Genomic DNA, 26,166 nt, shown 5'->3' on the forward strand with positions numbered 1-26,166 from the left:
ACACGCAACCTCACCAAAAATCCCAAAAACCATACCCAAATCCCCGCAAACCAACGTTATCCACAGAGTAACCCACAGACTCGACGAAAGACTCGCCTCAAAATGAGGACAGCGTTCCGAAACACACCACGCAACGCCAAACCCTAACGTCGGTATCGCGTCGGTTTCCCGTACGTATCGCAGAGGTGGAATAATCGGACTGATCACACTAACGGGCGCTGAAAGGCGGAATCCGCAACGGCGTGGCTGGCACCGCGCCCACTGCCGCAAAAGATGTTTCCTTCTCCGGGACTCCCGCTAAAAGTTTCCAGTGTAAATTTCAGATCCTTGGAACGATGCGAACCGGTGAAACTAAATGATACCTGACTACCAAACCCTGATGCGCCCCGTGCTAGAGTGTGCCCGCAAAGAGCCAAGAAAGATCTCGGACGTCGTCGACGATATCTCAGACCGCTTTGAGCTGAGCGCGGACGAGCGGCAGCAACTCTTGCCGAGTGGCAAACAGACAACGATTGCCAACCGAGTCCATTGGGCGCGCTCTTACCTGAAACAAGCCGGATTGGTTAAGAACATCCGCCGCGGCTGGTACGAGCTGACTGAACGCGGAACGTTGGTCCTGGAAGATCCTTCGATTTCTTTGGACGCAAAATTTCTGGAACAGTTCGCCGAGTTTCAAGACTTCAGGTCGCGCACCAGAGAAACGGAAGGCATAGCGCAAACCGAGACCGCAGTAGCCTCCCTGACACCAGACGAAGACCTGCAAGCAGCTCATCGGAAACTCGACAACGCTCTTGCGGCTACCTTATTGGATGCCATGCGTTCATCCTCACCCGCGTTCTTTGAGCAGCTGATTGTAGATCTGTTCATTGCCATGGGCTACGGCGGCACGTCAGAGGACGCAGGGCGCGCCTTAGGCCAATCCGGTGACAACGGTGTAGACGGTGTCATCGATCAGGACCCTCTAGGTGTTGATCAGATCTATTTACAGGCCAAACGCTATGGCGTGGCGAACAGTGTTGGCCCAGCAGAGATACGCGATTTCTTCGGGGCACTCAGTCTGAAGAAAGCGTCAAAGGGCATCTTTGTGACAACCTCGCAATTCAGCAACGCGGCTCAGCAAACCGCGAAGGATTTGGGAACACGGATTGTGTTGATCAACGGCGCGCAGCTGGCCAAGTTGATGATCAAGTACAATGTTGGGTGCCGTGAAAAAGAAGTTTTGCACATCAAACAGATTGATGAAGGCTACTTCGAGGAAGTCACGACTTGACCAACTAGTGACGTCAAGCCACGCGATACCGCTTGCGCTGAGATTTGATCATAAGCGCAAGCCAATATCTCCTTACAGCAACCTTGATGGGCAGCTCGCCTATAGAGAGGATAGCCCCCCTGAGCCTCCCCTACCCGCCCGTCACAAAATGCACGGTGTCAAAGCTGCGGCGCCAGTCTGCGACTTCGGCAGCTACCGGTGCTCCCTGAAGGCCTTGCGCAATCAGGAATGCGAGGCGGGGGGCGTCGGCCGAGGTCATGCCCCAGCGGACAAGCTCGGGGGTGCCGATGCGCAGGCCGTTCATGTCTCCGGCAACCTCGGCAATCGGCAGGCCGATGCCGCAGGCGAGGAACCCGGCCTTGCGCAGCTGTTTGGAGGCGGCCTGACCTCCGCCAAAGGCTGCGGCCTCTATAGCGAATTGGTGAGAGTGGGTGAACTTTGCCGGTCCATCGACAGCTGCACCTGAGAACACAGCCAGCCCCTGCCCTGCCAGCTCGCTCGCCAATGCCTGTGCCATGGCGATCATCTCTGCGGCATAGGCGGCACCGCAGTCTTTCCAATCCAGCATGGTCACCGCCAGCGCAGCGGTTTTGGCGGCGTCAAAATTGGCGGTCATGCCGGGAAAGGCGATGGCGTCCAGACGTTGGGCGATCTCGGCATCATCGCTCACGATCAGACCACCGGCCGGGCCGCCAAGGCTTTTATAGGTGCTCATGGTCATGAGATGTGCGCCGGCCTTCAGCGGATTGGACCACGCCCGCCCTGCGATGATGCCGCATTGATGGGCCGCGTCAAACAGCAGCTTGGCCCCCACCTCATCTGCGATGCTGCGCACTTCGGCCACGGGGTGCTCAAAAAGATTGAGGCTGCCCCCGAGGGTGATCAGCCGGGGCCGCTCGGCCAGGGCCAGCGCGCGCAGCCCGTCCAGATCGACGGTATAGCCATCGGCATTGACCGGGGCCTCTATGATGCGCAAGCCAAACAGCCCGGCACAACCAGCCATATGGTGGGTCACATGCCCGCCGATGGAAGCAGGCGGCGCAATGATGGTGTCGCCGGGTTGGCAGATCGCCATGAAGCCATAGAGGTTGGCCATGGCCCCTGACGCCACCCGCACCTCAGCAAAGCGGGCGTCAAAGACTTCGGCGCAGAGGGTGGCGGCAATGACCTCGATTTCCTCAATCGCCTCCAGCCCCATTTCATATTTGTCCCCCGGATAGCCAAGGGAGGGGCGCGAGCCGATGCCGGAGGACAGAAGCGCCTCGGCCTTGGGGTTCATGACATTGGTGGCCGGGTTGAGGTTGAAACACTCCTGCTCGTGGATCTGGCGGTTTTGCTCGGCCAGTTGTTCGATGCGCGCCAGAAGCGCGTCAGACGTGGCTGCCGTGGTCTGCTGCGCAATACGCTGCACCAAGGTTTCGCTGGTGGTGGGCACCCAATCTCTTTGTGCGAGGGTCATCGATCGTTCTCCTGTTTTGGGCAGTCTGGCCGCGCGCAGGTGACTTCGCAAAACAGAATTGATATTTCTTGGCGTAGAAAAACTAAGGCTAGAAGATGAGTGTTGCGCCCAAACGGCCCAAGGGCCCTCCGTTAAATGCCATGCGCGCCTTTGAGGCGGCGGCGCGGCATGTGAGTTTTGTCGCTGCAGCAGAAGAGCTGAATGTGACGCCCGGGGCGATTTCGCAGCACATCAAGACATTGGAAGGCTGGGCGGGCACGCCGCTGTTTCAGCGCAATGCCCAAGGTGTGGCGCTGACAGCAGAGGGGCAAGCGCTGGTGGCGGATTTCACCGCCGCCTTTGACCAGCTTGCCGATGCGGCGCGGGCTTTGCGCAATCTCACGCCCAATCCCGATTTTCACATCGCCGCATTGCCAGCGGTCGCGCAGCTCTGGCTGCCCAAGCGGTTGCGCCAAGTGCGGGCGCAGTTTCCGGAAATCACCTTTTCGGTCACAGCCATGGAGACCCCGCCAAGCCTAGCGCGGGAGATGTTTGATCTGTCGATCTTTTTCGGGGTGCCGGATGGGGCCGCAGATCAGATTGCGGTTTGCGCCGATGCGATCCTACCGGTCTGTGCGCCGACGCTTTTGCCTGAGGCCAAAGAGGATCTGACTGCGGTGACCCATCTGCACGACCAGACATGGGAGGGGGATTGGGCGCTTTGGGCTGCGCATAGCGGAGCCGAGGCCTCCCAAAGCAAAGGCGGGCCGCGGTTTTCCCTCTACAGTCTGGCGATGGAAGAGGCTAAGGCGGGGGCCGGCGTGCTGATGGGGCATCTCTGTCTGATCGAGGAGGCTTTGGCGTCCGGCGCGTTGGTGGCGGTTGAGGAAACGCCCTGCCCCACAGGTCAGTCGCTGTTGATCGCGCAACCGCATCCGGCGCGGCGGCGGGCGGAAACGGCGGAGATTGTGGCTGTGTTGTCGGGCTAAGGGCTTCCGATCTGGATCTGGAGCGGACTGCGGGGCGGGTTTCGGGCAGGCCATTACATTTCTCGCCCTCCCAGATGTTCTACTTTTGTTCTCATTCTCTTATATTGGCGGCATGACAGATTCTTTGCCGCCCCCTCCCCCTCTGGCCAAAGGCCGAGTGCATGAAGCCTTCGGCCCCGGCGGGCCGGTGTTTGCCTTTGTGCTCGGCCACCACTGTCGCGGGACCATCATCTGGGTGCGGGACCGCTGGCGGCGGGACCGGCTCGATCCCAACGGGTTTAAGGCGTTTATTGATCCGGCGGAGCTCTACCTCTGCAAGACCAAGGATCATGCGCAGGCCCTTGGGGTGGCGGAGGATGCGCTGCGCTCTGGCGCGGTTGCGCTGGTGGTGGTGGAACTGAGCAAGGAGGTGACCCTGACGCAGGGGCGGCGGCTGCAACTGGCCGCGCGGGAGGGCAAATGCACGGGGCTGGCGCTGATCTCTGAGGGGATGGGCAGCAATGCGGCGGAGACCCGGTGGCGGTGCAGGCCGGTGTTTGATCCCCATATCGCGGTGATGCACCAATGGGATCTGGTCAAAAACAAATCCGGCGCGCAGGGCAGCTGGCGGCTTTGGTGGGACAGCGAGGCAAAGGAGGTCCGGGTGGTGTCCCATGCCCGCGCCTGAGTGCGGGGCCGGTCACAGGCGCGGGCCTGCGACCGCCGCTGTTTAGCTCTCGTCCTGATCCTGCGTCTCAGACTGTTCCTGACGGCGGCTCAGCGCGCCGACATAGCCGGACACGGTCTGCAGGATGCGGAAGGCGGTTGAGGCGTCGTTTTCGACCACGGCCATAAACTCGGTTTCCCCAAGGCGCAGCATTTCCATATCGGTCTTGGCATACATATCCAGCGCGCGCTTTTCTTTGCGCAGCAGCGCCAATTCGCCCACCAGCGTGCCCGCACCGGCCTCGGCGACCTCATGGGCCTCCCCGTCCGGTGTGTGGAAACCAAGCCCGGCGGTGCCTTCAAGGATCAGATAGGCGCCGTCGGCCGGATCATCACCCTGATGGAAGACATAATCGCCCGCCTTTTCCTGATGCCACTGCGCACCAAAGGCCAGAAGGCGCATCTGGCGGCGGGACAGGCCGGCAAACATGTCGGCAGAGGTGAGCGCGCGCATCTTGCGGCGCAGGTCGGCGCTGGCGGCGTTTTCGGTGTCTTCAATGTCCACCGCCTCGCCGTCTTTCAGGCGGCCGTGCTCCAGCTCCAGCAGCATGTCAAAGCTGTCCTGATCCTCAAACTCTTCCTCCAGAAACACCATGGTTGTGGTGGGCAGAAGACTGCGCAGGCTTTCGATGATCTTGGCCGCCTGCCCTTCCTCATAAGACGCCAGACAGCGGTTGAGGATCAGCAGGTCGGGCTTTTTGATCGCGGCGCGGCTGATCGCCAGCGGCTCGGCAAAGGCGCCGGGCAGATTGGTGCCGCCGATGCCGGTTGGCACCGCAAAGAGCAGCTCCGCCACCTCGTCTTTCACGCCCGCATCGCTGAGGATCTGGGACACGATATCGCGCAGCTGCTCGCCGCGGCCACCGGCGGAGGCCGACAGTTTGCCGTAGATCGCATTCTCCAGAACCGTCAGGCCCGGCGCGTAGCGGGTTTCATCCAGGGGCGCGAGGAAGGCGGTCATCCATTCCGCGAGCTTTTCCGCCTCATTGTGGCGCAGTTCCAGAATGGTCTGCTTCAGCTCGTCGCCAAAGCCCGGGCCGATGCGCTCTGCTGACACGGAGAACGGCAGGTTGAGCATCTGGCCCAACTCCTCACGTGCCATTTCAGAAAGCCCCACCTCGCGGCTTTTGCCGACCAGCTCCACATTGCGGGTGAAGACTTCGGCGTTCAGGCCAAGCTGCTGGAACAGCGGGTGATCCGTGCCGTCCACACCAAAGGTCTGGTTCAGCATCTCGATCACTTCCTGCGACATGCGCAGGATGCCCTCCTCAATCCCCAGCTCATGCAGCAGGTCAAGGAAGCCCATGACCTCTTCGGGGTCGGGCTCCTGAATTTCGCGCAGCGGTGTGGCAAAGAACAGGTTCGCCGCCACAGGCATGGCAGGGTTATAGGCATCCGGATCAAAACGGTAGTAGGCTTTCTCAAGCCCGGCCTTGGCCAGCGCCTCCTGAATTTTGGGACGCAGGCTGACCAGTGTTTGCGCCAGTTCCGCGTGATCCTCTTCGTTGAAGATCTGATCCAGACCGCGCCGGAAGAGCGCGTTGCCCGCGCCTGTTGCATCCATCAGCTGAACCCAGAAGCCGTGCACCGCATCCTCATCCGCGAGATCGGCCAGATTTGGGTCCACCCAATCGGCAAAGAGGCGGTCCGTGCTGTTGCCGGTGCGGCGGCTTTCATAGGCGCGCTTGCGGTCTTCGCCCTCGCCCTGCGGATCGGGACGCTCTGAAAGCGGGGCGCGTTTGAGCGGCATCATCACGTTGTCGCCAAAGGTGCCTTCAAACACATAGGGCGACGGATCGGCATAGCCGATGCGGGAGGCGATCACACGCTGGTGCAGATCGCTGAGCTTTTGCCCGCCAATAGAAAGGCTGCCGCTCATCGGCAGGATTTCCCGAGTGAAAAGCTCCGCCAGCGCGCGGCGTTCTTCGGCGTCCTGAGACCGAATGCCCATCACCGTGCCCTGCGGCACGGTGGCGGTGATGTTTTCCAGCACGGTGTCGCCATCGTGGTCGCGCACATAGACCTTATCCAGCGCAATCGCACCGGTCAGGCGTGGGATCTCTTCAGGCTCGCCCTCAATCAGCGCTTCATCGACCATGCCGCTTGGGTCAAAACGGTCACCGATCAGATGCCAGCGAAGGGACAGATCCGCCACGCGGTTGTAGTAGTTCAGCAGCTCTTTCCAAGGGGAGGACAGGTCTTTGTAGGCGGCCAAGGCAGCCACAAGCGCGCCAAGGGTCACCTGCCCCCGGATCACCAGAAGACCACCAACGAGGTAGAAGAAAAACGGCGTCAGCTGGGTGATGAAGTTGTTGAGGAACTTCATGAAGAATTTCTTCTTGTAGATCGACAGGCGGATCAGGAAGAGCGTGCCCAGGCGGCGTGTGGTCTGCGCCATGCGGAAGCGCCAGCCACCATTCACGCGCAGCTCCGGCGCACCCGCCGCCGTTTCGCCGATCTCTGCCGCCAGCTTGCGCACCTGTTGGATGCGGTCCTTGTTCAGCAGGTTGATCTGGCGCTGCAGCTTGGGAATGAGCCAGGCCTGTACGGGGATGAGCGCAATCGCGGCAAAGCCGAACCAGATATTTTGCAAGAACAGGAAGGTCAGAATGGTGATCATCTGCCCCGCCTGCATCACCGGCAGGCTGATGGCATCGCCCATCATGCCGCCCAGCGGCTCGGATTCTGCGGTGATCATCGACACCAGCTCGCCCTGTGAGGTGCGCCGCAGGTAGGGCTGCGGAAAGCGCGTGATGCGCGAGATCAGCGTGAAGCGGTAGCGGCGCAGCATGCGCTCAGAGAGCACACCTTTCATGGTGTTGATGCGCATTTTCATCAGGCCGTGAAACAGCACCGAGAGCAGGAACAGGAGGCTGAGCATGATCAGGAAGTTTTCCTGTGTCATCTCAAAATCGAGCACGTCGATGAAATCCTGATCCGCGTCAATCGCGTCGTTGATGATCCGCTTGGGCAGCTCCAGCGTCAGGAACTGCAGAGGAAACAAACAGGCCGTCAGCGCCAGAAGCACCATCTGGTCGCGCTTTGAGAATTTCCAGATGAACGAAAATAGCGAGCGTTCTATGACCTCAACTCCCGGTCTTAGGCAACGGGCCGAAACCCGGACTTTCAGCAGATGCTATCAATGCATCCACCCTGTGTTCAAACGGTTTCTTAATGCATCTGCCTTTAACTTGAAGCATCAGACAAGGCAGCGCGCACGAAACCTCAACAGGTCACGCCATGCGCCGCCAAAGGCTGAGATCCACGTTTTTGGCGGACCACTTTGGTCGGGAAATGATATAGGCACAAAACATGGGTTTGCGGTAGCTGAATTCTGAGTCTAGTCTCAGAAAGTCAAATACATCATGGGGCTTAGGTCTATGGACCAAATCACGACCATACTTTTGCTGGTCGCTGCGTTTCAGATCAAACATCTGGTGGCGGACTTCTTTTTGCAGAACGCCAAGATGATCATGGGGCGCGAGCGTTACTGGCATATGGGCCGGGCGCAGCACGCGGGCATTCACGCTGTTTTCTCGGTTGTGGTGCTGGCTCTGTTTGGCTCCAGCCCGATGGTGATTTTCTGGATGGTTCTGGCCGAGTTCATCGTCCATTTTCACATTGATTGGGGCAAGGCGCGATTCTCTGTGGATCGCGGGCTGACGCCTGAGCAACCGATGTATTGGTATGCCATGGGGTTTGATCAGGCGCTGCACCAGCTGACCTATCTGGTGATGACCTGGGCCTATTTCGCCTGCCTGACCGCCTGAGTTTAAGCAGCTGAGACTGCACCTAAGACTGCCCCGTGAGTCGGAGCGCCCGTCTCGGACCACCTAAGCGCGACGCGCTTTTTTTCAGAAATTGCTGTTCGAATGCGCAGAGCGCCAAAACGCGCGTAAGGATCAGGCTTTGGCGGCAAACACGTCGATGATGGCGTGCATCTGATCGGCCTCTCCCACCACAAACACCCGCGCCTTTTGTGTCGCGGCCCCGGCAAAGGGCGACAGGATGCAGCGCACCGATGCGCCCACACGGGCGGCTGAAAGGAAACGCGCGCGTACATCTGACGCGCTCAGGCCAGTTGCCGCGCGCAGACAGAGCGCTTCGGCCATGGCGCAGAACAACATGCCCGGCACAATGGCCCCGTCAAATCCGGCCACTTTGGCCATCACATCATCGGTGTGGATCGGGTTTTCGTCATGGGCCAGCGCCAGATAGCGCGACACCGCCTGCGGGCTCAAAGGGGCCAGTGATGTTGTCTCTGCATGAGGCGGGGCCATGCGTTCAGCAAAGCTTGGCGGGCGCATCTCGCGGATCTGGGGTGCGGTGAGAAACTTCACCCGGGTGTCCATCTGCGCGCCACTGTCATTGAGGCCAAAGCGAAAGCTTGCGGCGGCCTCGCTGCGCTCCTGATGCACGACAATCTTGTGACCGGCCTCAACGCGGGCGGTCTGACAGCCCAGAAAGCTCTGGCTTTCCTGCACCGCATAGGTGCCGGTGGGCGCGCGCAGGGCAGATTTCACCTCACAAAGCGCCGGATCGCCGAGAAGCAGCACCTTGCCGGTGATCGGGGCGGGCAGCGGCTGAGACGCGCCTGCGAGTTCCGCCAGAAGCGCGGCCAGCGCCGCCTCCTGCGTCGCATCCACACCGCGCTCCAGCGTCAGGGTTGTCACCGCTGTGTCCTTAGACATCGGCGGCAAAGGCCTCGGCAATCAGCGTTGCGTTGATACCGCCAAAGGCCAGCGAGTTGGACATGACCGCCTTCAGCGGTGTCGCCTTAGCCGCGTTGGGCACAGGCTCCAGCCCGATTTTGGGATCGACCTCGGTGAAATTCAGCGTCGGCGGGGCCGATTGGCGCAAAAGCGCGCCGATGGCGACGATCAGCTCCAGCGCACCGGCCGCGCCAAGCGCGTGGCCATGCACCGGTTTGGTCGAGGAGATCTCAACACCTTCAAGCGTCTCGCCAAACACCGCGCGCAGGGCGGAGACCTCGTTCACGTCATTGGCCACCGTGCCGGTGCCATGGGCGTTGACATAGCCGATGTCGCGCGCATCCAGCCCCGCCTGTCGCAGCGCCATGCGCATGCAGGCCGAGGCGCGCTCAGGATTGGGGCGCAGCAGATCACCGGCGTCTGAGTTGGTGCCAAAACCGCTGAGTTCGCAGAGAATGGTCGCGCCGCGCGCCTCTGCCGCCTCAAGGCTTTCCAGCACCAGCACACCCGCGCCTTCGCCCAGGATCATGCCATTGCGGTCTTTGCTGAAGGGGCGGTTGAGATCTGCGGTCATCACCCGCAGAAGCTCCCAGACGCGGAAGACACCGGCCTCAAGGCAGGCCTCAGAGCCGCCCACAAGACAGCGCTCCACTTGGCCGGAGGCAATCATCTGCATGCCCATGCCAATCGACTGGCTGGCCGAAGAACAGGCGGTGGCCAGACAGAGCGCCGGGCCGGTGGCGCCAAACTCCATGGAGACCCAGCTGGCGGCGGCGTTGTTCATGATCTTGGGCACGGCCATGGGATCAAGCCGCATGGAGCCTTCTGCGCCAAACTTCAGATAGTTGCGGTCCAAGGTTTGCGCACCGCCAAAGCCTGAGCCGATGGAAACACCGCAATTCTCCCCGAAATGCGCCTCGGTGAGGCCGGCCTGCGCCACCGCCTCTCGCGCGGCGGCCAGCGCATATTCGGCGACAGGCTCGCGCATGCGGTGGGGCTTTTCGCCGAGGATCTCCACCAGATCACTGTCGGCAATCTTGCCCGCCGTTTTGACGCGCTGAATGTCGAGCGCCTCAAAGCTGACCGGTTTGACACCGGAGGTGCCGGATTGGGTGGCCTCAATCAGTGCATCTGCACCGATGCCACATGCGGAAACGGCGCCGAGGCCGGTGACGACAACTCGGGTAGAAGCAGGTCGCGCCATGGGTGGCTCACGCCTCCTCAGCTTGGTGCGCTTCGATTTTGGAGATCGCCAGATCCAGCAGGTCCTGCACGGTCACAACATCGGTGAGCTCGTTGTCGACCGAGACATAAGCGCCGTATTTCTCTTCGATCGCCATGAGTATCATCACAAAATCCGCAGACTGGATGTCCAGCTCTTCCAGCGGGCGCTCCGGTGTGATTTCGGAGGCATCCACCATGCCCTCTTCAGCCACCATCTCCAGTAGTTCCCGCGTCAGCGTCTCGCGATCGGTGCTCATCGGCGTCCTTCCAGTCGTAAAGTCTTTTGGTCAATTCCCCCCGCAAACCGCAGGGCCTTGAGCGAGACTTTAGGTGGCCTGACGCAAAACATCCAGCCGAAGATCGCCGCATAAGGGCGCAAATCCGCTGTCTGTATCGCGAAGGTCTCAGGTGCCTATGGGAGAGGCATTGCGGAGAGAATATGCCGCCGCGCTTTGGTGGGGCGGCAAAGCAAAGAGCAGCGCAGAAAAAGGCGCCAGACACAGGAGGGAAATGGACACAACGCCCCGCCCCTCGCGTCTCTGACGCCTTCCTTGAACGCGCGCTGATGAGACCACAGGCCGCCCGAAAAAGAGCATCCCAGATCCCAGCACCGCCATTCGGTGCGCGCCAATCAAGCCATGGCCCCAGAAGGGGTTCGCCGAAACGGCTCAAGACACTGAGCCCCATGGCACATGATCGGTGCTGCGGGATACGGATATCGCCAAGCGGGCCGAGGCCCAAAGCAGAGGTCCGCTCCCCCCTACCAACAGAGGCCGTGCTTTTCTGGTGAAAAGCACCCCACTGCCAGCCTACGCTCAGGCGTTTGCCGCCGTCCTGCCTGTGTCCCTCGTCACAATGCTCCCCCCTGTGAACCCCGTGGGGTTATGAGAGGAGACGCGCGCAAAGAGTCTCAGCCAGTTTGGCAGGCGATCCGGGCCGAGTGGTGGCAGTTGAAACGCCGATGTCTCGGCCCCTTCCCCTACCGGGTCCCGGAAGACCTCAGCGTCCCGCGCCGGGTCTTTGCGACCCCTTGCGTTGAGGAGGATGCTGCGCGCTGAGGGGGCCGTTTGGCAAGGAAAAACGGGTGTTTGAGAGGCGCGCGCTGGGGGTAAGGCGCGGGGCAAGCCTGTGGGTTTCCTGTGGATAGATTGGGGATGGATTGGGAAAGGTGAGCGATGCGGGGGTTTTGGGGGAGGATGGAATTATTTCTACGTGCCGTAGGGGCTGAATTGGGGTGTGGATGGCTGGGAGCGTTGCGGATATCGCGATGGCTGGGGGCGCGGCTGTTGCGGAGCACAACGGAGGGGAGCGCCTGACCCTGGGTGGGTGCTGAAAGCGCCCTCCCGTGGGGAGGGTCGGGCGCTGCCCGTTCCGGGCGCGACCATTGATAGCTACCATTGCCCAAAGTTTTACCTATAGTTGTGTTGTGGTTATCTAAAATTGTTCAAAAAGAGACTGTTATGACCAAGAAGCACACATTTGGCGGAGAAACATGGACACAGCAAAAGTTGCGTTGCGTCGAGGATTATTCAAAAGCCTGGAGCAAAATTATGCTCAGCAACAAAAACAAATTTGGTTGGAGAACAAGGTACATTGATGCGTTTTCCGGCACAGGTACGTATCAGCCATCTGCCACGAAACAACTAGAAAATCTTTCATTGTTTGGTGAATTAGAAGGCAACAACGACCCGGATGTTAACCTGAAAGATGGTTCCGCAAAAATCGCAATGAACGTTGATCCGCCCTTTGATAGGATCGACTTAATTGAACTTGATGGCAGTCATGCTGCCAAGCTTCGCGAATTGGCACGAAACCAAATAGGCGAGCGAGTTTTTGTCCACGAGATGGACGCTAACGAGGGACTTACCCAAATTGCCAGAACGCTATCAAAGAATGAACGAGCCTTGGCTTTTATTGACCCTTACGGCTGTCAAGTTTCATGGAGTACACTGGAAAGGATTGCGTCCACTGGCGTTACGGATGTTTGGTATCTTTTTCCGACCATGGGTATCAACCGACAGCTTGATGCCAACATAGACGATATTCCGCCATACAAAGAACAGACACTAACCCGCGTATTGGGTACCGACGAATGGAAAACGGCTTTTTATGGAAACGATGAGCCAGTAACCGATCTTTTCGGAGATCCACTGCCACGGCCTCGAAATGCAGGGCCTACCGCAGTAGAAAATTTCTTTATCAAAAGACTCAAAACCATTTTTCCAGCAGTGCACGATGAGTGTTTGCAATTAAGGAACAGTCGAAACGGCCATTTGTTCTCACTTTGTTTTGCTGTATCAAGCAAGAGCCAAAGAGCACAGGAACTGGCTCTAAAAATCGCCAAGCAGAACATAAAACGATGGGGAAAATGAAATGAGCACGACCATCGAGTGGACACAAGAAACTTGGAACCCAACGGCTGGATGTACAATCATCACAGACGGTTGTCGCAACTGCTACGCCATGCGGATGGCTGCCCGATTAGAGGCAATGGGAGTTGAAAAGTACAAAGGGCTGACACGAAAGTCAGGAGGGCGAGCAAAGTGGACCGGAGAAATTCGAGTGGACGAAGCCTCTCTTGAAATCCCCTATAGATGGAAAAAGCCCAGAACAGTTTTTGTAAACTCTATGTCTGATTTGTTCCACGAGGGACTCAGCGAAACAGATATTTCTAGAGTTTGGAAAGTGATGGCTGACACCCCTCAACATACCTTTCAGATTTTGACCAAAAGAGCGCAGAGGCTCGAAGAACTCAGCAAAAAGCTACCGATGCTTCCAAATGTTTGGCTTGGCGTAAGTGTTGAAAAGCGCTCAGAATTGCCCAGAGTGGATCACTTACGAAAAGCCTCCGGAGCGATCAGGTTTATTTCGTTCGAACCTCTGCTCGAAGGACTGGGCCTTCCAGACCTCCGGGGAATTGACTGGTGTATTGTCGGCGGCGAAAGTGGCCCGAATGCACGACAGATGAAAGAAGCATGGGTCGAGAGCCTATACCTGGCCGCACGCAACGCTGGAGCGGCATTTCACTTCAAGCAATGGGGTGGGCCTCAAAAGAAAAAGACCGGTCGCACACTTCACGGACGAACCTACGATGAATTTCCAACGTCAGCTTCTGCACACGTAAGAATGTAGGAGCCGCCCTCGGGGTCGGGCGCGATGCTTGGGGGAGATGGCTATGCGGCTCAGGTTGGGAAGTAGAAAGGCCGCTCGATTGGAGCGGCCTTGGTGTTCTTGGTTGGCATTGCGTGCCTTAAATTCCGGGGTGCGCCTGCGAAGGCTGCGCCGTTCACTTTCGCGCACTGCTCGAAAATGGCCGACGGGCTCCGCCCTTTCGCGCCTCAAACGCTCCACTGGAGCGTTTGCCGGAGCAGAGCTCCGGACCGGCGCTCAATCATCCATCTTGAGCGCTGAGATGAAGGCTTCCTGAGGAATATCCACCTTGCCGAACTGACGCATCTTTTTCTTACCGGCTTTCTGCTTGTCCAGAAGCTTGCGCTTCCGGGTGGCGTCGCCGCCGTAACATTTCGCCGTCACGTCTTTGCGCAGCGCGCTCAATGTCTCACGGGCGATGACTTTGCCGCCGATGGCCGCTTGGATCGGGATCTTGAACATGTGGCGCGGGATCAGGGTTTTGAGCTTTTCACACATCGCCCGGCCGCGCATTTCGGCACGGTCGCGGTGCACCATCATGGAGAGCGCGTCCACCGGCTCGTCGTTCACCAGCACGGACATCTTCACAAGGTTGTCTTCGCGGTAGTCCTCCATCTGGTAGTCAAAAGACGCATAGCCTTTGGTCACCGATTTCAGACGGTCATAGAAGTCAAACACCACCTCGTTGAGCGGCAGGTCATAGACGCACATGGCGCGCGAGCCGGCGTAGGTGAGATCGAGCTGGATGCCGCGGCGGTCCTGGCAGAGCTTGAGCACGTCGCCAAGGTATTCATCAGGCACAAGGATGGTGGCCTTGATGCGCGGCTCCTCAAGGTGGTCGACCTTGGACATGTCGGGCATGTCGGCGGGGTTGTGCAGCTCGATCTTCTCGCCGTCTTTCATATAGACGTGATAGATCACGGACGGCGCGGTGGTGATGAGCTCGATGTTATACTCGCGCTCGATCCGGTCGCGGATCACTTCGAGGTGCAAGAGGCCGAGGAAGCCGCAGCGGAAGCCGAAGCCCAGCGCGGCGGAGGTTTCCATTTCAAAGGAGAAAGATGCGTCGTTGAGCGCCAGCTTGTCGATGGCGTCGCGCAGGTCTTCGAACTCAGCGGAGTCCACCGGGAAGAGACCACAGAACACCACCGGCTGCGCAGGTTTAAAGCCCGGCAGGGCCTGCTCGGTGCCGTGGCGGTCATTGGTGATGGTGTCGCCCACGCGGGTGTCGCGCACCTGTTTGATCGAGGCAGTCAGGAAGCCGATCTCGCCGGGGCCAAGGCTGTCCACCATCTGCATCTCCGGGCGGAAGACGCCGACGCGGTCCACCGAATGCAGGGTGCCGTTGGACATGAATTTGACGCGCTGGCCCTTTTTCAGGGTGCCGTCCATGATGCGCACCAGAACGATCACGCCGAGGTAGGCGTCATACCAGCTGTCCACCAGCATGGCTTTGAGCGGGGCGTCCAGATTGCCGGTTGGCGCGGGCAGGTCTTTGACGATGGCTTCGAGCGTCTCGTGGATGCCGACGCCGGTTTTGGCGGAGACCTGAATGGCGCCGGTGGCGTCGATGCCGATGACGTCTTCGATCTGTTCGGCCACACGGTCACAATCAGAGGCTGGCAGGTCGATCTTGTTGAGCACAGGCACCAGCTCGTGATCGGCCTCAATCGCCTGGTAGACGTTGGCGAGCGTCTGCGCTTCCACGCCCTGGGTGCTGTCCACCACCAGAAGCGAGCCTTCGACCGCTTTCATGGAGCGGGAGACCTCATAGGCGAAGTCGACGTGGCCGGGGGTGTCGATGAGGTTGAGAACATAGGTCTCGCCGTCATCCGCCTTGTAGTCGATGCGCACGGTGTTGGCTTTGATGGTGATGCCGCGCTCGCGCTCGATGTCCATGCTGTCCAGCAGCTGTTCTTTCATATCGCGGTCTTCCACCGTGCCCGTCTCCTGAATGAGGCGGTCAGCAAGGGTGGATTTACCGTGGTCAATGTGGGCCACGATGGAGAAATTGCGGATTTTGGACAGATCGGTGCTCATGATGCGGGATATGATGCGGAATCTTGTGTTGGTCAAGCAGCGCTGTAGGGTGCGGGGCGGGATATTTACGTGAAAGAGGTGTTTGCGTGGACGACAACGCTGCAATCGACGTCATTGATGAAATTTTCAGGGAATTTGATGCCCAATATGCCACGCTAGACCAAAAAACGCGCGAAGCCGTTCTGCTACGTTGTGCGCTTCGAGATCTTTTCAACCCTAGCTTTAGTCCAAGCCTAGACATCAGCGCCCGCTATCTACTGCCACAATGTCGCGTTCTTATTCAGAGTCTTTGCTTGCGCCAGGCAGCGCCTCGCGGCTTCAAACAGCTTTTGAAACTCACGTGCGAAAACATACTTCTCTCCGACGATATGATGCCTTTCGAACACGCCACGCCCATTAAGGTTGCACGCCTAGTGCTGTTTCCAAACTTAACCGAAGAGCTGGAAGCAATTCACGATGTGGGCGTTGGTTTCGCGAGCTTCGCGCGTGAGCAAGAACTTCAAAGGGCCTTAACATTGGCAGATCGTGCCAATGACGAATACGACATGGCTGCTCAACATATTGCCAAAGTTGCGCTACGAGATTGCAATCAAAGTAACACAAATGCATTGGAAGCCAGACTTTGGCACGACCTCGGGAGACCATTTGAGAGTTCAGAAAACCTGCGAGCATATGGAGCCTACAATAAGTCTGCGGCTTTCTCTTTCTGGCGCCGGTGGTATCAAGGTTTCCTCGACGGCAAACCACTCAACTGGGAGCTCCAACGCCGCGTTGCTTTGATCGCAGATGACATCTGGGAAGCTGGCCCTGAGGCGGTTGCTGATGAAATCGAACGCATCCAAGTCCGCTATCTCGCAGATCAACTTCCTCTTGCAGAAACCATCGACCTAAACCCTGACACAGGCAAATTTCGCGCCATCCCTACTCCAGTCGAAAATGCGCCTTTGATGTCAGCCTTACTGACGCAAATTTCTGACGATTTGGAAGACGCCATGGCTGGGCACAACGGCGTCACGGAAAAATCCAGTGAAGCACGGAAAATTCGGCGGGTTGTCACGCGATATGGCAATGATCCTCAGCAAGCAGAGCTAACGCTGACATCTGTGGCGAAGGGTCTTCGCCGACAACTGTACGAAACGGGCGAACTGCCGGACAGCGAGGATAATCTCGCCCTCCTCAACTCGGTTGAGGAAGGGGTTCGCGGCATTCGGGCGAACCACCCTGAAGTCGCGGCAAATCGCGAACAGCTGGCGCAGCTCGCCATTCAGGAACTGAGCGCTGAAGATCGCGAAACTCTTGAAACGGCTGCGCCGGTTCTATCAGCCATCAGCGAGGGCGCTATGGCAGAGGATTTTGCCGAAGACATTCCTGAGCTGATCAACGACGCTGTGCTACCCCTCCCATCTGGCGCGCCAAGACTGCCGGGCGCAGACGCCAGCACACGGATATTCAGCAGAGTTTCCAAGATGGCTTTGCTTTCTGAAAAGACTAAGGCAGGGCTCAAGAAGGGCGCGGAAGCCTTTGACAGCGATCTTGTCAAAACCATTCAATTGGCTGGGGTTACAATCGGTCTTGGCGCAGGTGCCGTCGGATTTCTTTATAAGCTTGTCGAAATCGGCCTGCGTGTGTTTGGCGTCCTTTAAGTATTGGAGCCGCCTGACCCTGGGAGGAAGCGAATGCGCCCTCACACTTTGCCGGAGGCAAACCTCCGGTTTGACGGGAGGGGCCCTTTCGGGTCTTTGCGATGCAAAGCCCTGCCGTCAGCGAGGTGCGATCCGGATCACATGTGATCCGGGTAAGGGTTAGGGTTGCGGTCCCGAACACCCCAAAACACCCCCAACAGCAACACCACCCAAGGCCATACCGCCGCCCCCTCCCCCCCTCACCATCCCATCACCGCTGCGCGCGGTTCCCCTTGCCCGATCTTCAAAATCAGTGTTAGCTGCCTCAATTGCACTTTGACTGAAGCCTGAATGCCATCAGTGAGGATGCTGACGTGAGATATGTACCCATCATTGTTGCGATGATTTTGGCCCCGGCGCTGAGCGGGGCGGGCTGGGCGGCGGAGGCCGATATCACCGCCGGAGAAAAGCTCTACAAAAAGACCTGCCGCAGCTGTCATGGACCGACGGCCAAAGGTCTGTCGAGCTATCCATCGCTGCGCGATCAGTCTGTGGAATATCTGGCAGACAGGCTCACACGCTACCGCGCGGGGGAGAAATTCGGGCCCAACACGCCTTTGATGGCCCCCAATGCCAAGAAACTCTCTGACGAAGACATCACCAATATCAGCCACTTCATCACCTCGCTGGAGTGACTTGGCGTCTCCGGCGCAGGAAAACGGGTTTTGGCACGGACTTTTTTGAACGACGCAAGCCGGGCACGGACGGATTATTGATAGGCCCGGCATCTCTTTGGCAGGTGACACCGCAGATTTGAGCCTCTCGCGCAGCGATGACTGCAATCACGTTGGGAGGACGTAATGAAATTGCGATATCAGATGAGCGCCGCGGCTTTGGCGGTGGGCGCTGTGACGATGGCTGCGCCTGCTTGGGCGCAGAACACCACCAGCCTGAGCCACACCGTGGTGCTGGAGGATCTGGAAAACCCCTGGGACATGGCGTTTCTGGACGATGGCACCATGTTTTACACCGAGAAGTGCAAAGGCCTGTCGGTGCTGATGCCCTCAGGTGACATCACCGCACTTTTAGGGATGGGCGGCGTGGACGGCTATGCCGCCACCGCAGAGGATCTGTTCTGTGAAGGTCAGGCGGGGATGATGGGCGTGGCCGTGGATCCGGATTTTGCCAACAACCGGCGGATCTATGTCTATTCCACCTCCAATATGGTGACGCCGCACACCAATCGGCTGATGCGGATGGTGGTGAGTGAGGATTTCTCAACCGTGTCAGAGCGCATCGATATTGTGGAGGATGTGCCTTATAAAATGACCGCCACGGATCACCCCTTTGGCGGGCCGGGCGCGCATAACGGCGGGCGCGTGCGGTTCAATCCGGCGGATGGCTATCTTTATCTGACCACCGGAGACACCCACAACAGCGCGGTGCCGCAAAGCCCGTCGCTGATGGGCAGCAAGGTGATCCGGATCGACACAGACGGCACCCCTGCGGCGGGAAACACCCCGCCTGTGGGCTTTGACAAGCGCACCTATACCTATGGGCACCGCAATGTGCAGGGCATCGCCTTCCACCCCACCACCGGGGCGGCGATCACCGCAGAGCACGGGCCATGGCACTCTGATGAAATCACCGTGCTGCGCAATGGCGGCAACGCCGGATGGGATCCGCGCCCCAATATGGCGGGCCGGGAGGCCTGTCCGGATGACTATTGCGGCTACAGCCCGAACCAGATGGTGGGCGACAACCGCTTTGCGCGGGCCTCGTGGATGCCGATGACGGATTTCGCCACCTATCCAAACGCCATGCCCCCGATCTGGACCAACAACGGCTGGTCACAGGGCACCTCGTCTGCGGCCTTTCTGGAAGGCAGCGCCTGGGGCGACTGGGAAGGGGCGATGGTTGTGGGGCTGATGGGCATCGGCTTTGGCGGCACCCCTCTGGGGCAGCGGATTGACGTGATCCAGCTCACCGAGGATGGCACCGAGGTGATGGATGTCACGGAGATGACCCTGCCGATGGAGCCGGGGCGGTTCCGCTCGCTGGTGTCAGGGCCGGATGGCAGCCTTTATGCGGCGGTTGATGAGGGCATGATCTATAAGATCACGCCGTAAGCCTGCACCAAGGCTTTAGGTAAAACACTTGAGACTGCGCGGCGCTCTGCGGCGCAGTCTTTTTCAGGCTCAATTGCCCAGAACAAAGCTCTCGGGGATTTCATAGCGCTGATCGTCGACCCGGATCTGGAACAGATCGCCCTGAAGTGACCAGTCGGTGTCCCGCCCGGCGCCCGACATGGTGGCGCTGGCTGAGGTGAAGGCGCCTTCGGTGAAGTAAAGCTTGCGGGCAAAGCCGTTGGGAAAGGTCACCACAACCGTGGCCGCGCCCTGCCCCGCCCGCGCCACAGCGGCGTTGCAGCTGCCGAGGTTCTGGCCAAGCTCCTGCGCGCAGGGAATGAGGATTTCCGCATCAAAATCACCCTTCTGGGCGCGCTGTTTGCTGAGTTTGACCGCATCCCCGCCCGCCACCGGCAGCGGAGACAGCACCGGCGTGGCCGGAAGCCCTTCTACAGAGCGCTGCGCAGCATGGGCCTGAATGGCTGAGGCTGCGACAAAGATGCACATCAGCGCGCGCCCGAGGTTTTGAGCGGTGAAAGCCGTCACAGTCATGTTCCCCTATTACCCAAGCCCAAAGCGGCCCCAATGATATAAAGCACAAGGCGCACAGGCGATCTACATTTCAGATGGGACAAATGCCAGTGCCCGACGCAGCGAAACCGTTTCAAATGCCAGATAGCCTCAAATCGCGGTGATCTCGCAAGAGAGAAGGCACAGGCACCCTTGTTTTTTGGGGCAAAAGAAAATACAACCTCTTGCTCTTGAACCTGCTGCCTGCAGACCCAAGATTCAGGACCAATCTAAAGACGAAATTCATACCCCCCAATACACGCGTGTACGGGCAGGTATACTTCAGGGAACTCGCAGATGCGCCGTCGCTTGACCACATTGATGTGTGCAGATTTGGTGGGCTATTCCACCCTCATGGGCGAAGACGAAGCGCTTGCCGTGGCCTCTGTTCAGGAGCTGCGCAACGAGCATTTGGAGCCTGTGGCCAAGACCTATGGCGGCGAGGTGCTCAAACGCATGGGCGACGGCTGGATCCTGTCCTTCCCCGGTGTGGAAGCGGCGCTGGATTGCGCCGAAGAGGTGCAGAGCAATCTGGTGGAGCATGAGGTCATCAAGCTGCGCATCGGCTGTCACGTGGGGGAGATTGTCGAGGATGAGGCGGATTTTTACGGCAATGGTGTGAACATTGCCCAGCGGATCGAGACCGAAGCGCCTCCCGGTGGGGCGATGTTCTCTGAAGATCTGTTCCGCCAGCTGTCTGAGGCACGCCAGAAAGAGCTGAGCGATGTGGGGATGTTCAACCTCAAAAACATCGCAACACCAATCCGTCTTTACCAGTGGCGTCCGGCCAACCTGACCACCGCACCCAACAAAGGCTCCCTGCCCTCCATCGGGTTTGAGAATTTTGTGGCCGCGCCGGAGACACCGGACAGCATGGCGCTGGCGCAGGATCTGCATGACGGCATGGTGCAGATGTCGATGAAGCGCACCGGCATCACCACGGTGGATGCGGGCAGCGTGGAGACCACGCCAACACTGTTTCTGACCCATGGGCGGCTGCGGGTGTCTGGCACACGCGCGCGCTTCACCGTGTCGCTGATCCTGCGGCGGGATATGACCACTCTCTGGACCCAGAGCTATGACGGCGATCTGACCGATCCCTTTGCCTTTGTCGATGAGATCCTGCCGGTGGTGAGCTCGGATCTGCGCATGCAGACCATTCAATACGACGGCAACCGCCTGGCGCATCTGAAAAACACACAGCTGAGCGTGTCTGAGCTGCGCGCGCGGGCGGCGGGGTTGTTCTTCAAACAGACGCTGGAATCCTGGGAAGAAGGCTATGCCGCGCTCGACCGTGCGGTGCTGCTGAGCCCGACGGACGGCATGTCGCTGGCGATGCGCGCGCAAAGCCGCCTCAACCTCAGCAATATCAAATATGAAACCCTGAGCGACGCGGAGCTGGCCTCGCTTGGGCGTGATCTGGATGTGGCGATTGCGGAATCCCCCAACAGCGATTTTGTGTTCTGGGCGCGCGGCGCCTATCGGCTGCGGGTGCTGCGCGATCTGAAAGGCGCGGCGGCGGATATTGAGCATTCGCGCCGGATCAACCCGACATTCCTTGGCTTTGTCGACCTGATCACCCAGCTTGCGCTGCTGGAAGGCAAACCGGAAAAAGCCATCGAGGCGCTTTCAAGCTTTGTGCAGATGACCAGCCATGATCCCTTCCGCGTGACGCGGATGGCGTTCACCGCGCGGGTCTATCTGGCGGCTGGAGATTTTGCGATGGCGCGCGTGACCGCGCGCGAAGCGGCGGATCTGCGGCCAATGGATCGCGGCTTGCAGCTGCTCAAGGCGCTGGCCTGCCAGAAGGCCGGAGACACCCGCGGGCTGGAAGAGGCGCGCACGGCGGCGGCCAATCTGCCGAAGAAACCCTCCATCGCGATCAACCAGCTGACCCTGCCTGAGGAGATGGGCTGGATCAACGATGCGCTGCATCCGCAGGCTGACCCCGCTTAAACGCAGCGTGGTGTGGCACACGTCGGATGCCTCCGGCGGGGATATTTTGGGCAAGAGGAAGGCTAGGCAGCGTGCCTCAAAATCTGAAACGCACGGCCTGCGCCAACGCGCAGGAGGCGAAGCCGACCAGCCCCAGCTCATCTTTACGGGCCCTCCCCAAGGGAGGGGGCTTCACCCCCACCCAGGTTCGGGGGCCGGTCTATGTGACCCGCTGCAGTCGTTGCAAATTTGTTGGACGATGATCTAGGGCACGCTCCGCAGCCGCCTTGCTGCCCACCAGCTGAGTGCCGACATCACTGCGGCGGTGAACAGACAGAGCCACAAGCCGCCGATCTGATAGCTGAGACCTGACAGCAAGGTGCCGAGCAGCCGCCCGGCGGCGTTGGACATGTAGTAGAACCCCACATCCATGGTGACGCGTTCGTCTGAGGTGAAGGCAAGGATCAGGTAGCTGTGGACCGAGGAGTTCACCGCAAAGACAAAGCCAAACACCAGAAGCCCCGCAATCAGGATGGCGGTGAGCATGGCGGAGGTCTCAAAGAGCAACACGGCGGCGGTGAGCGCAAGCGGGATCAGGGTGAGGTAGCCCACCCAGTTGATCGCTTTGCCGACGACCTCATCGGTGCTGGCACTGGCGGCTTTCAGGATGCGCGGGGCGTTGCCCTGCACTGCCCCGTAAAGGATGATCCAGACCGCCATGAAGATGCCGATGATGAAGAAGGCTTCGCGGCGACCCTCCGCAGAGCCATCAGAGAGCACCGCGTTGAAATAGACCGGGATGCCGACCACAAACCACACGTCGCGCGCCCCGAACAGGAACATGCGCGCCAAGGAGAGGCGGTTCACATTGGGGTCTTTGGAGAAGACCTGCGAGAATTTGGCTTTTTTGGAGCCCTGCGGCAGGCCTGAGGGCATGAAGGTCACGACCCCTGCGAGGATCACCGCAAGGATGATGGCCATGCCCCAGACCGAGGCCTGAAAACCCCAGAGCGCCAGCAGTGCGGCCCCCAGAAAGAAGCCGCAGCCTTTGACCGCGTTTTTGGAGCCGGTGAGCAGCGCCACCCAGCGAAAAAGCCCGCCGCCCTCTTTGGGGGCGAGCAGTTTGACCGCTGATTTGGAAGACATCTTGGAGAGGTCTTTGGCCACGCCGGACGCGCCCTGCACGCACATCACAAAGATCACGGAGGCGGTGACACCCCATGCGGGATCAAGCTGTGCCAGAGCGATCAGGGCCGCGATCTGGATGGTGAGGCCCGCATAAAGCGTGGAGGTCAGACCAAAGCGCGCGGCAATCCAGCCGGCGGAAAGGTTGGTGACAATGCCCATGACCTCATAAAGCAGGAAGAGATAGGCCAGCTGAATCGGGGAGAAGCCCAGCCCGTTGAAATGCAACAGCACCAGCATCCGCAGCGCGCCGTCGGTGAGCATAAAGGCCCAATAGGCGGCGGTGACGGTGATATAGGCGGCGAGGCCGTCTGGTTTTTGGGTTTGGGCGTTGGTCATCAAGATCACTCAGGGGCGCATCCGACCTCGGGAGGAAGCGAAGCGCCCTACAGTTTTGTTGTGGCGCGCCTTTGGCGCGACGGGGAGGGGCTGGCGCGGTCCGGCGGCGCCGGACCAATAATGGCCCTTAGAGGCTAGCGAGCACCATGCGGGTGACATCGGCCAGACGGAAGGCATAGCCCCACTCGTTGTCATACCACGCGTAGACTTTCACATGGCGGTTGTTGACCACGCGGGTGGAGAGCGCGTCGACAATGGTGGAGCGGTCATCATTGGTGAAATCACAGCTCACCAGCGGGCGGGTTTCATAGCCCAGAATACCGTCCAGCTCCCCTGCGGCGGCCTCGGCGAAGAAGGCGTTGACCTCCTCGGCGGTGGTGTCGCGGCTCACGTCAAAGACAATGTCTGTCAGCGAGGCATTCAGGAGCGGCACGCGCACGGCGTGGCCGTCGATCTTGCCGTCCATGTCGGGGAAGATCTGGATGATCGCCTTGGCTGAGCCGGTGGTGGTCGGGATCAGGGAGTTGAGGGCAGAGCGGGCGCGGCGCGGGTCTTTGTGGGCGCGGTCCACGATGGTCTGCGTGTTGGTTACGTCGTGAATGGTGGTGAAGCTGGCCTGCTCGATGCCCAGTTTCTCGCGGATCACCTTGACCACCGGCGCGATGCAATTGGTGGTGCAGGAAGCGGCGGTGATGACCTTGTGAGCGGCCGCATCATAGGTGGCATCGTTCACGCCGTAGACGATATTGGCCACATCGTCTTCTTTCACAGGGGCGGAGACCACGACCTTTTTCACGCCCGCATCAAAGTAGGGCTGGAGTTTGGCGTTGGTTTTGAACACACCGGTGCAATCCACCACCAGATCAACGCCCAGCTCTTTGAGTGGGAGCTCTTCGATGGACCAGGCTTCGGTCTTGCGCATCTGGTGGCCGTCGATGGTGATGCTGTCTGCATCATAGGCGAAGTCGGCGCGCCAGCGGCCGTGCACCGTGTCAAACTCCAAAAGATGCGCGTGCAGTTCGGCGTCGCCGGAGGGATCGTTGAGCAGGACGATTTCAGCATCCAGACCGAGGTCAAAGAAGCTGCGGATCACCAGCTTGCCCATGCGGCCAAGGCCATTGATTGCGATTTTGGTCATTCGGATCATTCCTTTAACAGAGGAGCGCGCCAGACCCTGGGTGGGTGCCAAAGGCGCCCTCCCGTGGGGAGGGTCGGGCGCGGTCCGGGCTTGCAGCCCGAACCAAGGTTACGGTGAATTAGGAAACCAGCCGCGGGTGCGGTTGGCGAAAGCGACAAGGCTGAGCATCACGGGCACCTCCACGAGCACACCGACAACGGTGGCAAGCGCCGCGCCGGAGCCAAGGCCGAAGAGCGAGATGGCCACGGCCACCGCCAGCTCGAAGAAGTTAGACGTGCCGATCAGCGCGCAGGGGGCGGCGACCTCAAACGGCACTTTCCAGAGCCGGGCTGCACCGTATGCGATGAAGAAGATGCCGTAGGTCTGGATCAGCAGCGGGATGGCGATCAGCAGGATGTTGAAAGGCTGGCTCAGGATGGTCTGCGCCTGAAAACCAAAGAGAAGCACTACCGTCAGCAAGAGGCCACCCACAGAGGTGGGGCGCAGGTGGTTGCGGAAAGCCTCAACGGCTGCCTCACCGCCCTGCCCCATGAGGCGCTTGCGGGTGATGTAACCGGCCACCAGCGGCAACAGGATGTAGAGCACGGCAGACAGGATCAGGGTTTCCCAAGGCACGGTGATGTTGGTCACCCCAAGCAGGAAGGCCACGATGGGCGCGAAGGCAAAGACCATGATCACATCGTTCACGCTGACCTGTACCAGCGTGTAGTTGGCATCACCCCGCACCAGATTGGACCAGACAAAGACCATCGCCGTACAGGGTGCCGCGCCGAGAAGGATCACGCCTGCGAGGTATTCGCTGGCGGTTTGCGGGTCGATCCAGGCGGCGAAGATATATTCAAAGAACAAAACGCCCAGCGCCGCCATGGAGAAGGGTTTGATCAACCAGTTGACCACAAGGGTGATCACCAGCCCTTTGGGTTTGCGCCCCACATCAGCGAGCGCGCCAAAATCAATGCCCACCATCATCGGGTAAACCATGGCCCAGATCAGCACCGCCACAGGCAGGTTGACCGAGGCGACCTCAAGGCTGGCAAGAGCACCAAAGAGACCGGGCATGAGGAGGCCCAGGGCAAGACCTGCGGCAATGGCGAGGGCGACCCAGAGCGACAGGAGCCGCTCAAAAGTGCCTAGGCCTGCGTCCAGTTCTGCGGTGTGATCAGACATCCTTCTGCTCCCTGTAGCGGCGCATCGCGCTGAGAATATCGACCGGCTCCGATGCGCCCAGATCGTCCAGTTGCTGCCTGAGGGACACGGTATCAAGACGCCCCATCGGCAGGTTCACAAAGATCGAAATGCGGTTGTAGAGCATCCGGTAGGCTTCGGCGAAAGCGACACGTTTTTCGGCTTCAGAGCCTTCAAAATTGCTGGGATCCGGGATGCCCCAATGGGCGGTCACGGGCTGTCCGGGCCAGACCGGGCAGTCTTCTTTGGCGGCGCGGTCACAGACGGTGAACACAAAGTCCATCTCCGGTGCATCCTCGCCTGCAAATTCGTCCCAGCTTTTGGAACGGACAAACCCTGTGTCGTGGTTGAGGCCCTGCAGCAGGTCTATGGCGTATGGGTGCGGCGCGCCTTTGGGGTGGGAGCCCGCGCTGAAGCCCCGAAAGCGGCCCATGGCCTCGCGCTGCAAAATCGCTTCGGCAAGAAGGGAGCGGGCGGAATTGCCCGTGCAGAGGAAGAGGACGTTGTAGCGTTTGTCCGACATGGGATCGGCTCC

21 protein-coding genes are annotated in these 26,166 nt (G+C 59.6%); 10 read left to right on the plus strand and 11 right to left on the minus strand.

Going from position 1 to position 26,166, the window contains the following annotated elements:
- Positions 1-355: 355 nt before the first annotated feature.
- Positions 356-1,270 carry a restriction endonuclease gene (locus ACO07T_RS05720; protein WP_422048629.1) on the plus strand — a complete coding sequence of 305 codons (915 nt, stop codon included), beginning with the start codon at positions 356-358 and terminating at the stop codon, positions 1,268-1,270.
- A 130-nt stretch (positions 1,271-1,400) separates the two neighbouring features.
- Here the strand turns inward: ACO07T_RS05720 and glyA are convergent, their stop codons facing one another.
- Positions 1,401-2,729: a serine hydroxymethyltransferase gene (gene glyA, locus ACO07T_RS05725; protein ID WP_422048630.1), complete on the minus strand. Its 1,329-nt coding sequence runs from the start codon at positions 2,727-2,729 to the stop codon at positions 1,401-1,403.
- 95 nt (positions 2,730-2,824) lie between these two features.
- Here glyA and ACO07T_RS05730 point away from each other — a divergent pair, with 95 nt between their 5' ends.
- Together ACO07T_RS05730 and ACO07T_RS05735 are read left to right on the plus strand one after the other, a co-directional pair.
- Positions 2,825-3,697, plus strand: coding sequence for a LysR family transcriptional regulator (locus ACO07T_RS05730; protein WP_422048631.1), 873 nt, complete (start codon positions 2,825-2,827; stop codon positions 3,695-3,697).
- 112 nt (positions 3,698-3,809) lie between these two features.
- Entirely contained in the window at positions 3,810-4,364 is a 555-nt protein-coding gene (locus tag ACO07T_RS05735; protein WP_422048632.1) for an ImuA family protein, read from the plus strand.
- Between the two features lie 42 nt (positions 4,365-4,406).
- Here the strand turns inward: ACO07T_RS05735 and ACO07T_RS05740 are convergent, their stop codons facing one another.
- Positions 4,407-7,433: a cyclic nucleotide-binding domain-containing protein gene (locus tag ACO07T_RS05740; protein WP_422048633.1), complete on the minus strand. Its 3,027-nt coding sequence runs from the start codon at positions 7,431-7,433 to the stop codon at positions 4,407-4,409.
- A gap of 349 nt (positions 7,434-7,782) precedes the next feature.
- Here ACO07T_RS05740 and ACO07T_RS05745 point away from each other — a divergent pair, with 349 nt between their 5' ends.
- Positions 7,783-8,172, plus strand: a complete 390-nt coding sequence (locus ACO07T_RS05745; RefSeq protein WP_209089307.1) for a DUF3307 domain-containing protein — start codon at positions 7,783-7,785, stop codon at positions 8,170-8,172.
- A 132-nt stretch (positions 8,173-8,304) separates the two neighbouring features.
- Here the strand turns inward: ACO07T_RS05745 and ACO07T_RS05750 are convergent, their stop codons facing one another.
- Genes ACO07T_RS05750 through ACO07T_RS05760 form a run of 3 tightly spaced genes read right to left on the minus strand, consistent with a single transcriptional unit; the run spans position 8,305 to position 10,595 of the window.
- Positions 8,305-9,093, minus strand: a complete 789-nt coding sequence (locus tag ACO07T_RS05750) for a MaoC family dehydratase (RefSeq protein ID WP_422048634.1) — start codon at positions 9,091-9,093, stop codon at positions 8,305-8,307.
- Positions 9,086-10,318: a beta-ketoacyl-[acyl-carrier-protein] synthase family protein gene (locus ACO07T_RS05755; protein WP_422048636.1), complete on the minus strand. Its 1,233-nt coding sequence runs from the start codon at positions 10,316-10,318 to the stop codon at positions 9,086-9,088. Before ACO07T_RS05755 ends, ACO07T_RS05750 begins: the two co-directional genes overlap by 8 nt.
- A gap of 7 nt (positions 10,319-10,325) precedes the next feature.
- Positions 10,326-10,595, minus strand: a complete 270-nt coding sequence (locus ACO07T_RS05760; RefSeq protein ID WP_209065922.1) for an acyl carrier protein — start codon at positions 10,593-10,595, stop codon at positions 10,326-10,328.
- A gap of 1,203 nt (positions 10,596-11,798) precedes the next feature.
- On the opposite strand from ACO07T_RS05760, the gene tcmP reads away from it, so the two are divergent.
- Together tcmP and ACO07T_RS05770 are read left to right on the plus strand one after the other, a co-directional pair.
- The gene (gene tcmP / locus ACO07T_RS05765) at positions 11,799-12,710 is read left to right on the plus strand and encodes a three-Cys-motif partner protein TcmP (protein ID WP_422048637.1); all 912 of its coding nucleotides are present in this window, start codon (positions 11,799-11,801) and stop codon (positions 12,708-12,710) included.
- 1 nt (position 12,711) lies between these two features.
- On the plus strand, positions 12,712-13,470 hold the full coding sequence (locus ACO07T_RS05770) for a DUF5131 family protein (RefSeq protein ID WP_422048638.1): 759 nt from the start codon (positions 12,712-12,714) through the stop codon (positions 13,468-13,470).
- Positions 13,471-13,725: 255 nt separating this feature from the next.
- Here the strand turns inward: ACO07T_RS05770 and lepA are convergent, their stop codons facing one another.
- Complete coding sequence (gene lepA, locus ACO07T_RS05775; RefSeq protein WP_422048937.1) at positions 13,726-15,528, minus strand: translation elongation factor 4; 1,803 nt, start codon at positions 15,526-15,528, stop codon at positions 13,726-13,728.
- 86 nt (positions 15,529-15,614) lie between these two features.
- Between lepA and ACO07T_RS05780 the strand changes: the two genes are divergently transcribed.
- The 3 genes from ACO07T_RS05780 (at position 15,615) to ACO07T_RS05790 (ending at position 19,279) form a co-directional block, all read left to right on the plus strand.
- Positions 15,615-17,171: a hypothetical protein gene (locus ACO07T_RS05780; protein WP_422048639.1), complete on the plus strand. Its 1,557-nt coding sequence runs from the start codon at positions 15,615-15,617 to the stop codon at positions 17,169-17,171.
- A gap of 353 nt (positions 17,172-17,524) precedes the next feature.
- Complete coding sequence (locus ACO07T_RS05785; RefSeq protein ID WP_422048640.1) at positions 17,525-17,845, plus strand: c-type cytochrome; 321 nt, start codon at positions 17,525-17,527, stop codon at positions 17,843-17,845.
- Positions 17,846-18,010: 165 nt separating this feature from the next.
- The gene (locus tag ACO07T_RS05790; protein ID WP_422048641.1) at positions 18,011-19,279 is read left to right on the plus strand and encodes a PQQ-dependent sugar dehydrogenase; all 1,269 of its coding nucleotides are present in this window, start codon (positions 18,011-18,013) and stop codon (positions 19,277-19,279) included.
- Positions 19,280-19,348: 69 nt separating this feature from the next.
- Here ACO07T_RS05790 and ACO07T_RS05795 read toward each other — a convergent pair whose 3' ends face one another.
- Positions 19,349-19,831 carry a hypothetical protein gene (locus ACO07T_RS05795; RefSeq protein WP_422048642.1) on the minus strand — a complete coding sequence of 161 codons (483 nt, stop codon included), beginning with the start codon at positions 19,829-19,831 and terminating at the stop codon, positions 19,349-19,351.
- A 315-nt stretch (positions 19,832-20,146) separates the two neighbouring features.
- Here ACO07T_RS05795 and ACO07T_RS05800 point away from each other — a divergent pair, with 315 nt between their 5' ends.
- Positions 20,147-21,805, plus strand: coding sequence for an adenylate/guanylate cyclase domain-containing protein (locus ACO07T_RS05800; protein WP_422048643.1), 1,659 nt, complete (start codon positions 20,147-20,149; stop codon positions 21,803-21,805).
- 243 nt (positions 21,806-22,048) lie between these two features.
- Here ACO07T_RS05800 and arsJ read toward each other — a convergent pair whose 3' ends face one another.
- The 4 genes from arsJ to ACO07T_RS05820 all read right to left on the minus strand — a co-directional run bounded on the left by arsJ (position 22,049) and on the right by ACO07T_RS05820 (position 26,154).
- Positions 22,049-23,308, minus strand: a complete 1,260-nt coding sequence (gene arsJ / locus ACO07T_RS05805) for an organoarsenical effux MFS transporter ArsJ (RefSeq protein WP_422048644.1) — start codon at positions 23,306-23,308, stop codon at positions 22,049-22,051.
- 127 nt (positions 23,309-23,435) lie between these two features.
- A complete protein-coding gene (locus ACO07T_RS05810) occupies positions 23,436-24,446 on the minus strand; it encodes an ArsJ-associated glyceraldehyde-3-phosphate dehydrogenase (RefSeq protein ID WP_422048645.1) in 1,011 nt (336 codons plus the stop codon).
- Positions 24,447-24,554: 108 nt separating this feature from the next.
- Positions 24,555-25,613 carry an ACR3 family arsenite efflux transporter gene (gene arsB / locus ACO07T_RS05815; protein WP_422048646.1) on the minus strand — a complete coding sequence of 353 codons (1,059 nt, stop codon included), beginning with the start codon at positions 25,611-25,613 and terminating at the stop codon, positions 24,555-24,557.
- On the minus strand, positions 25,606-26,154 hold the full coding sequence (locus ACO07T_RS05820) for an arsenate reductase ArsC (RefSeq protein WP_422048648.1): 549 nt from the start codon (positions 26,152-26,154) through the stop codon (positions 25,606-25,608). The genes arsB and ACO07T_RS05820 overlap by 8 nt, the downstream gene beginning before the upstream one ends.
- Positions 26,155-26,166 lie beyond the last annotated feature (12 nt).

Origin of the sequence: Shimia sp. (assembly GCF_965227725.1) — a bacterium.
Lineage (GTDB): Bacteria > Pseudomonadota > Alphaproteobacteria > Rhodobacterales > Rhodobacteraceae > Shimia.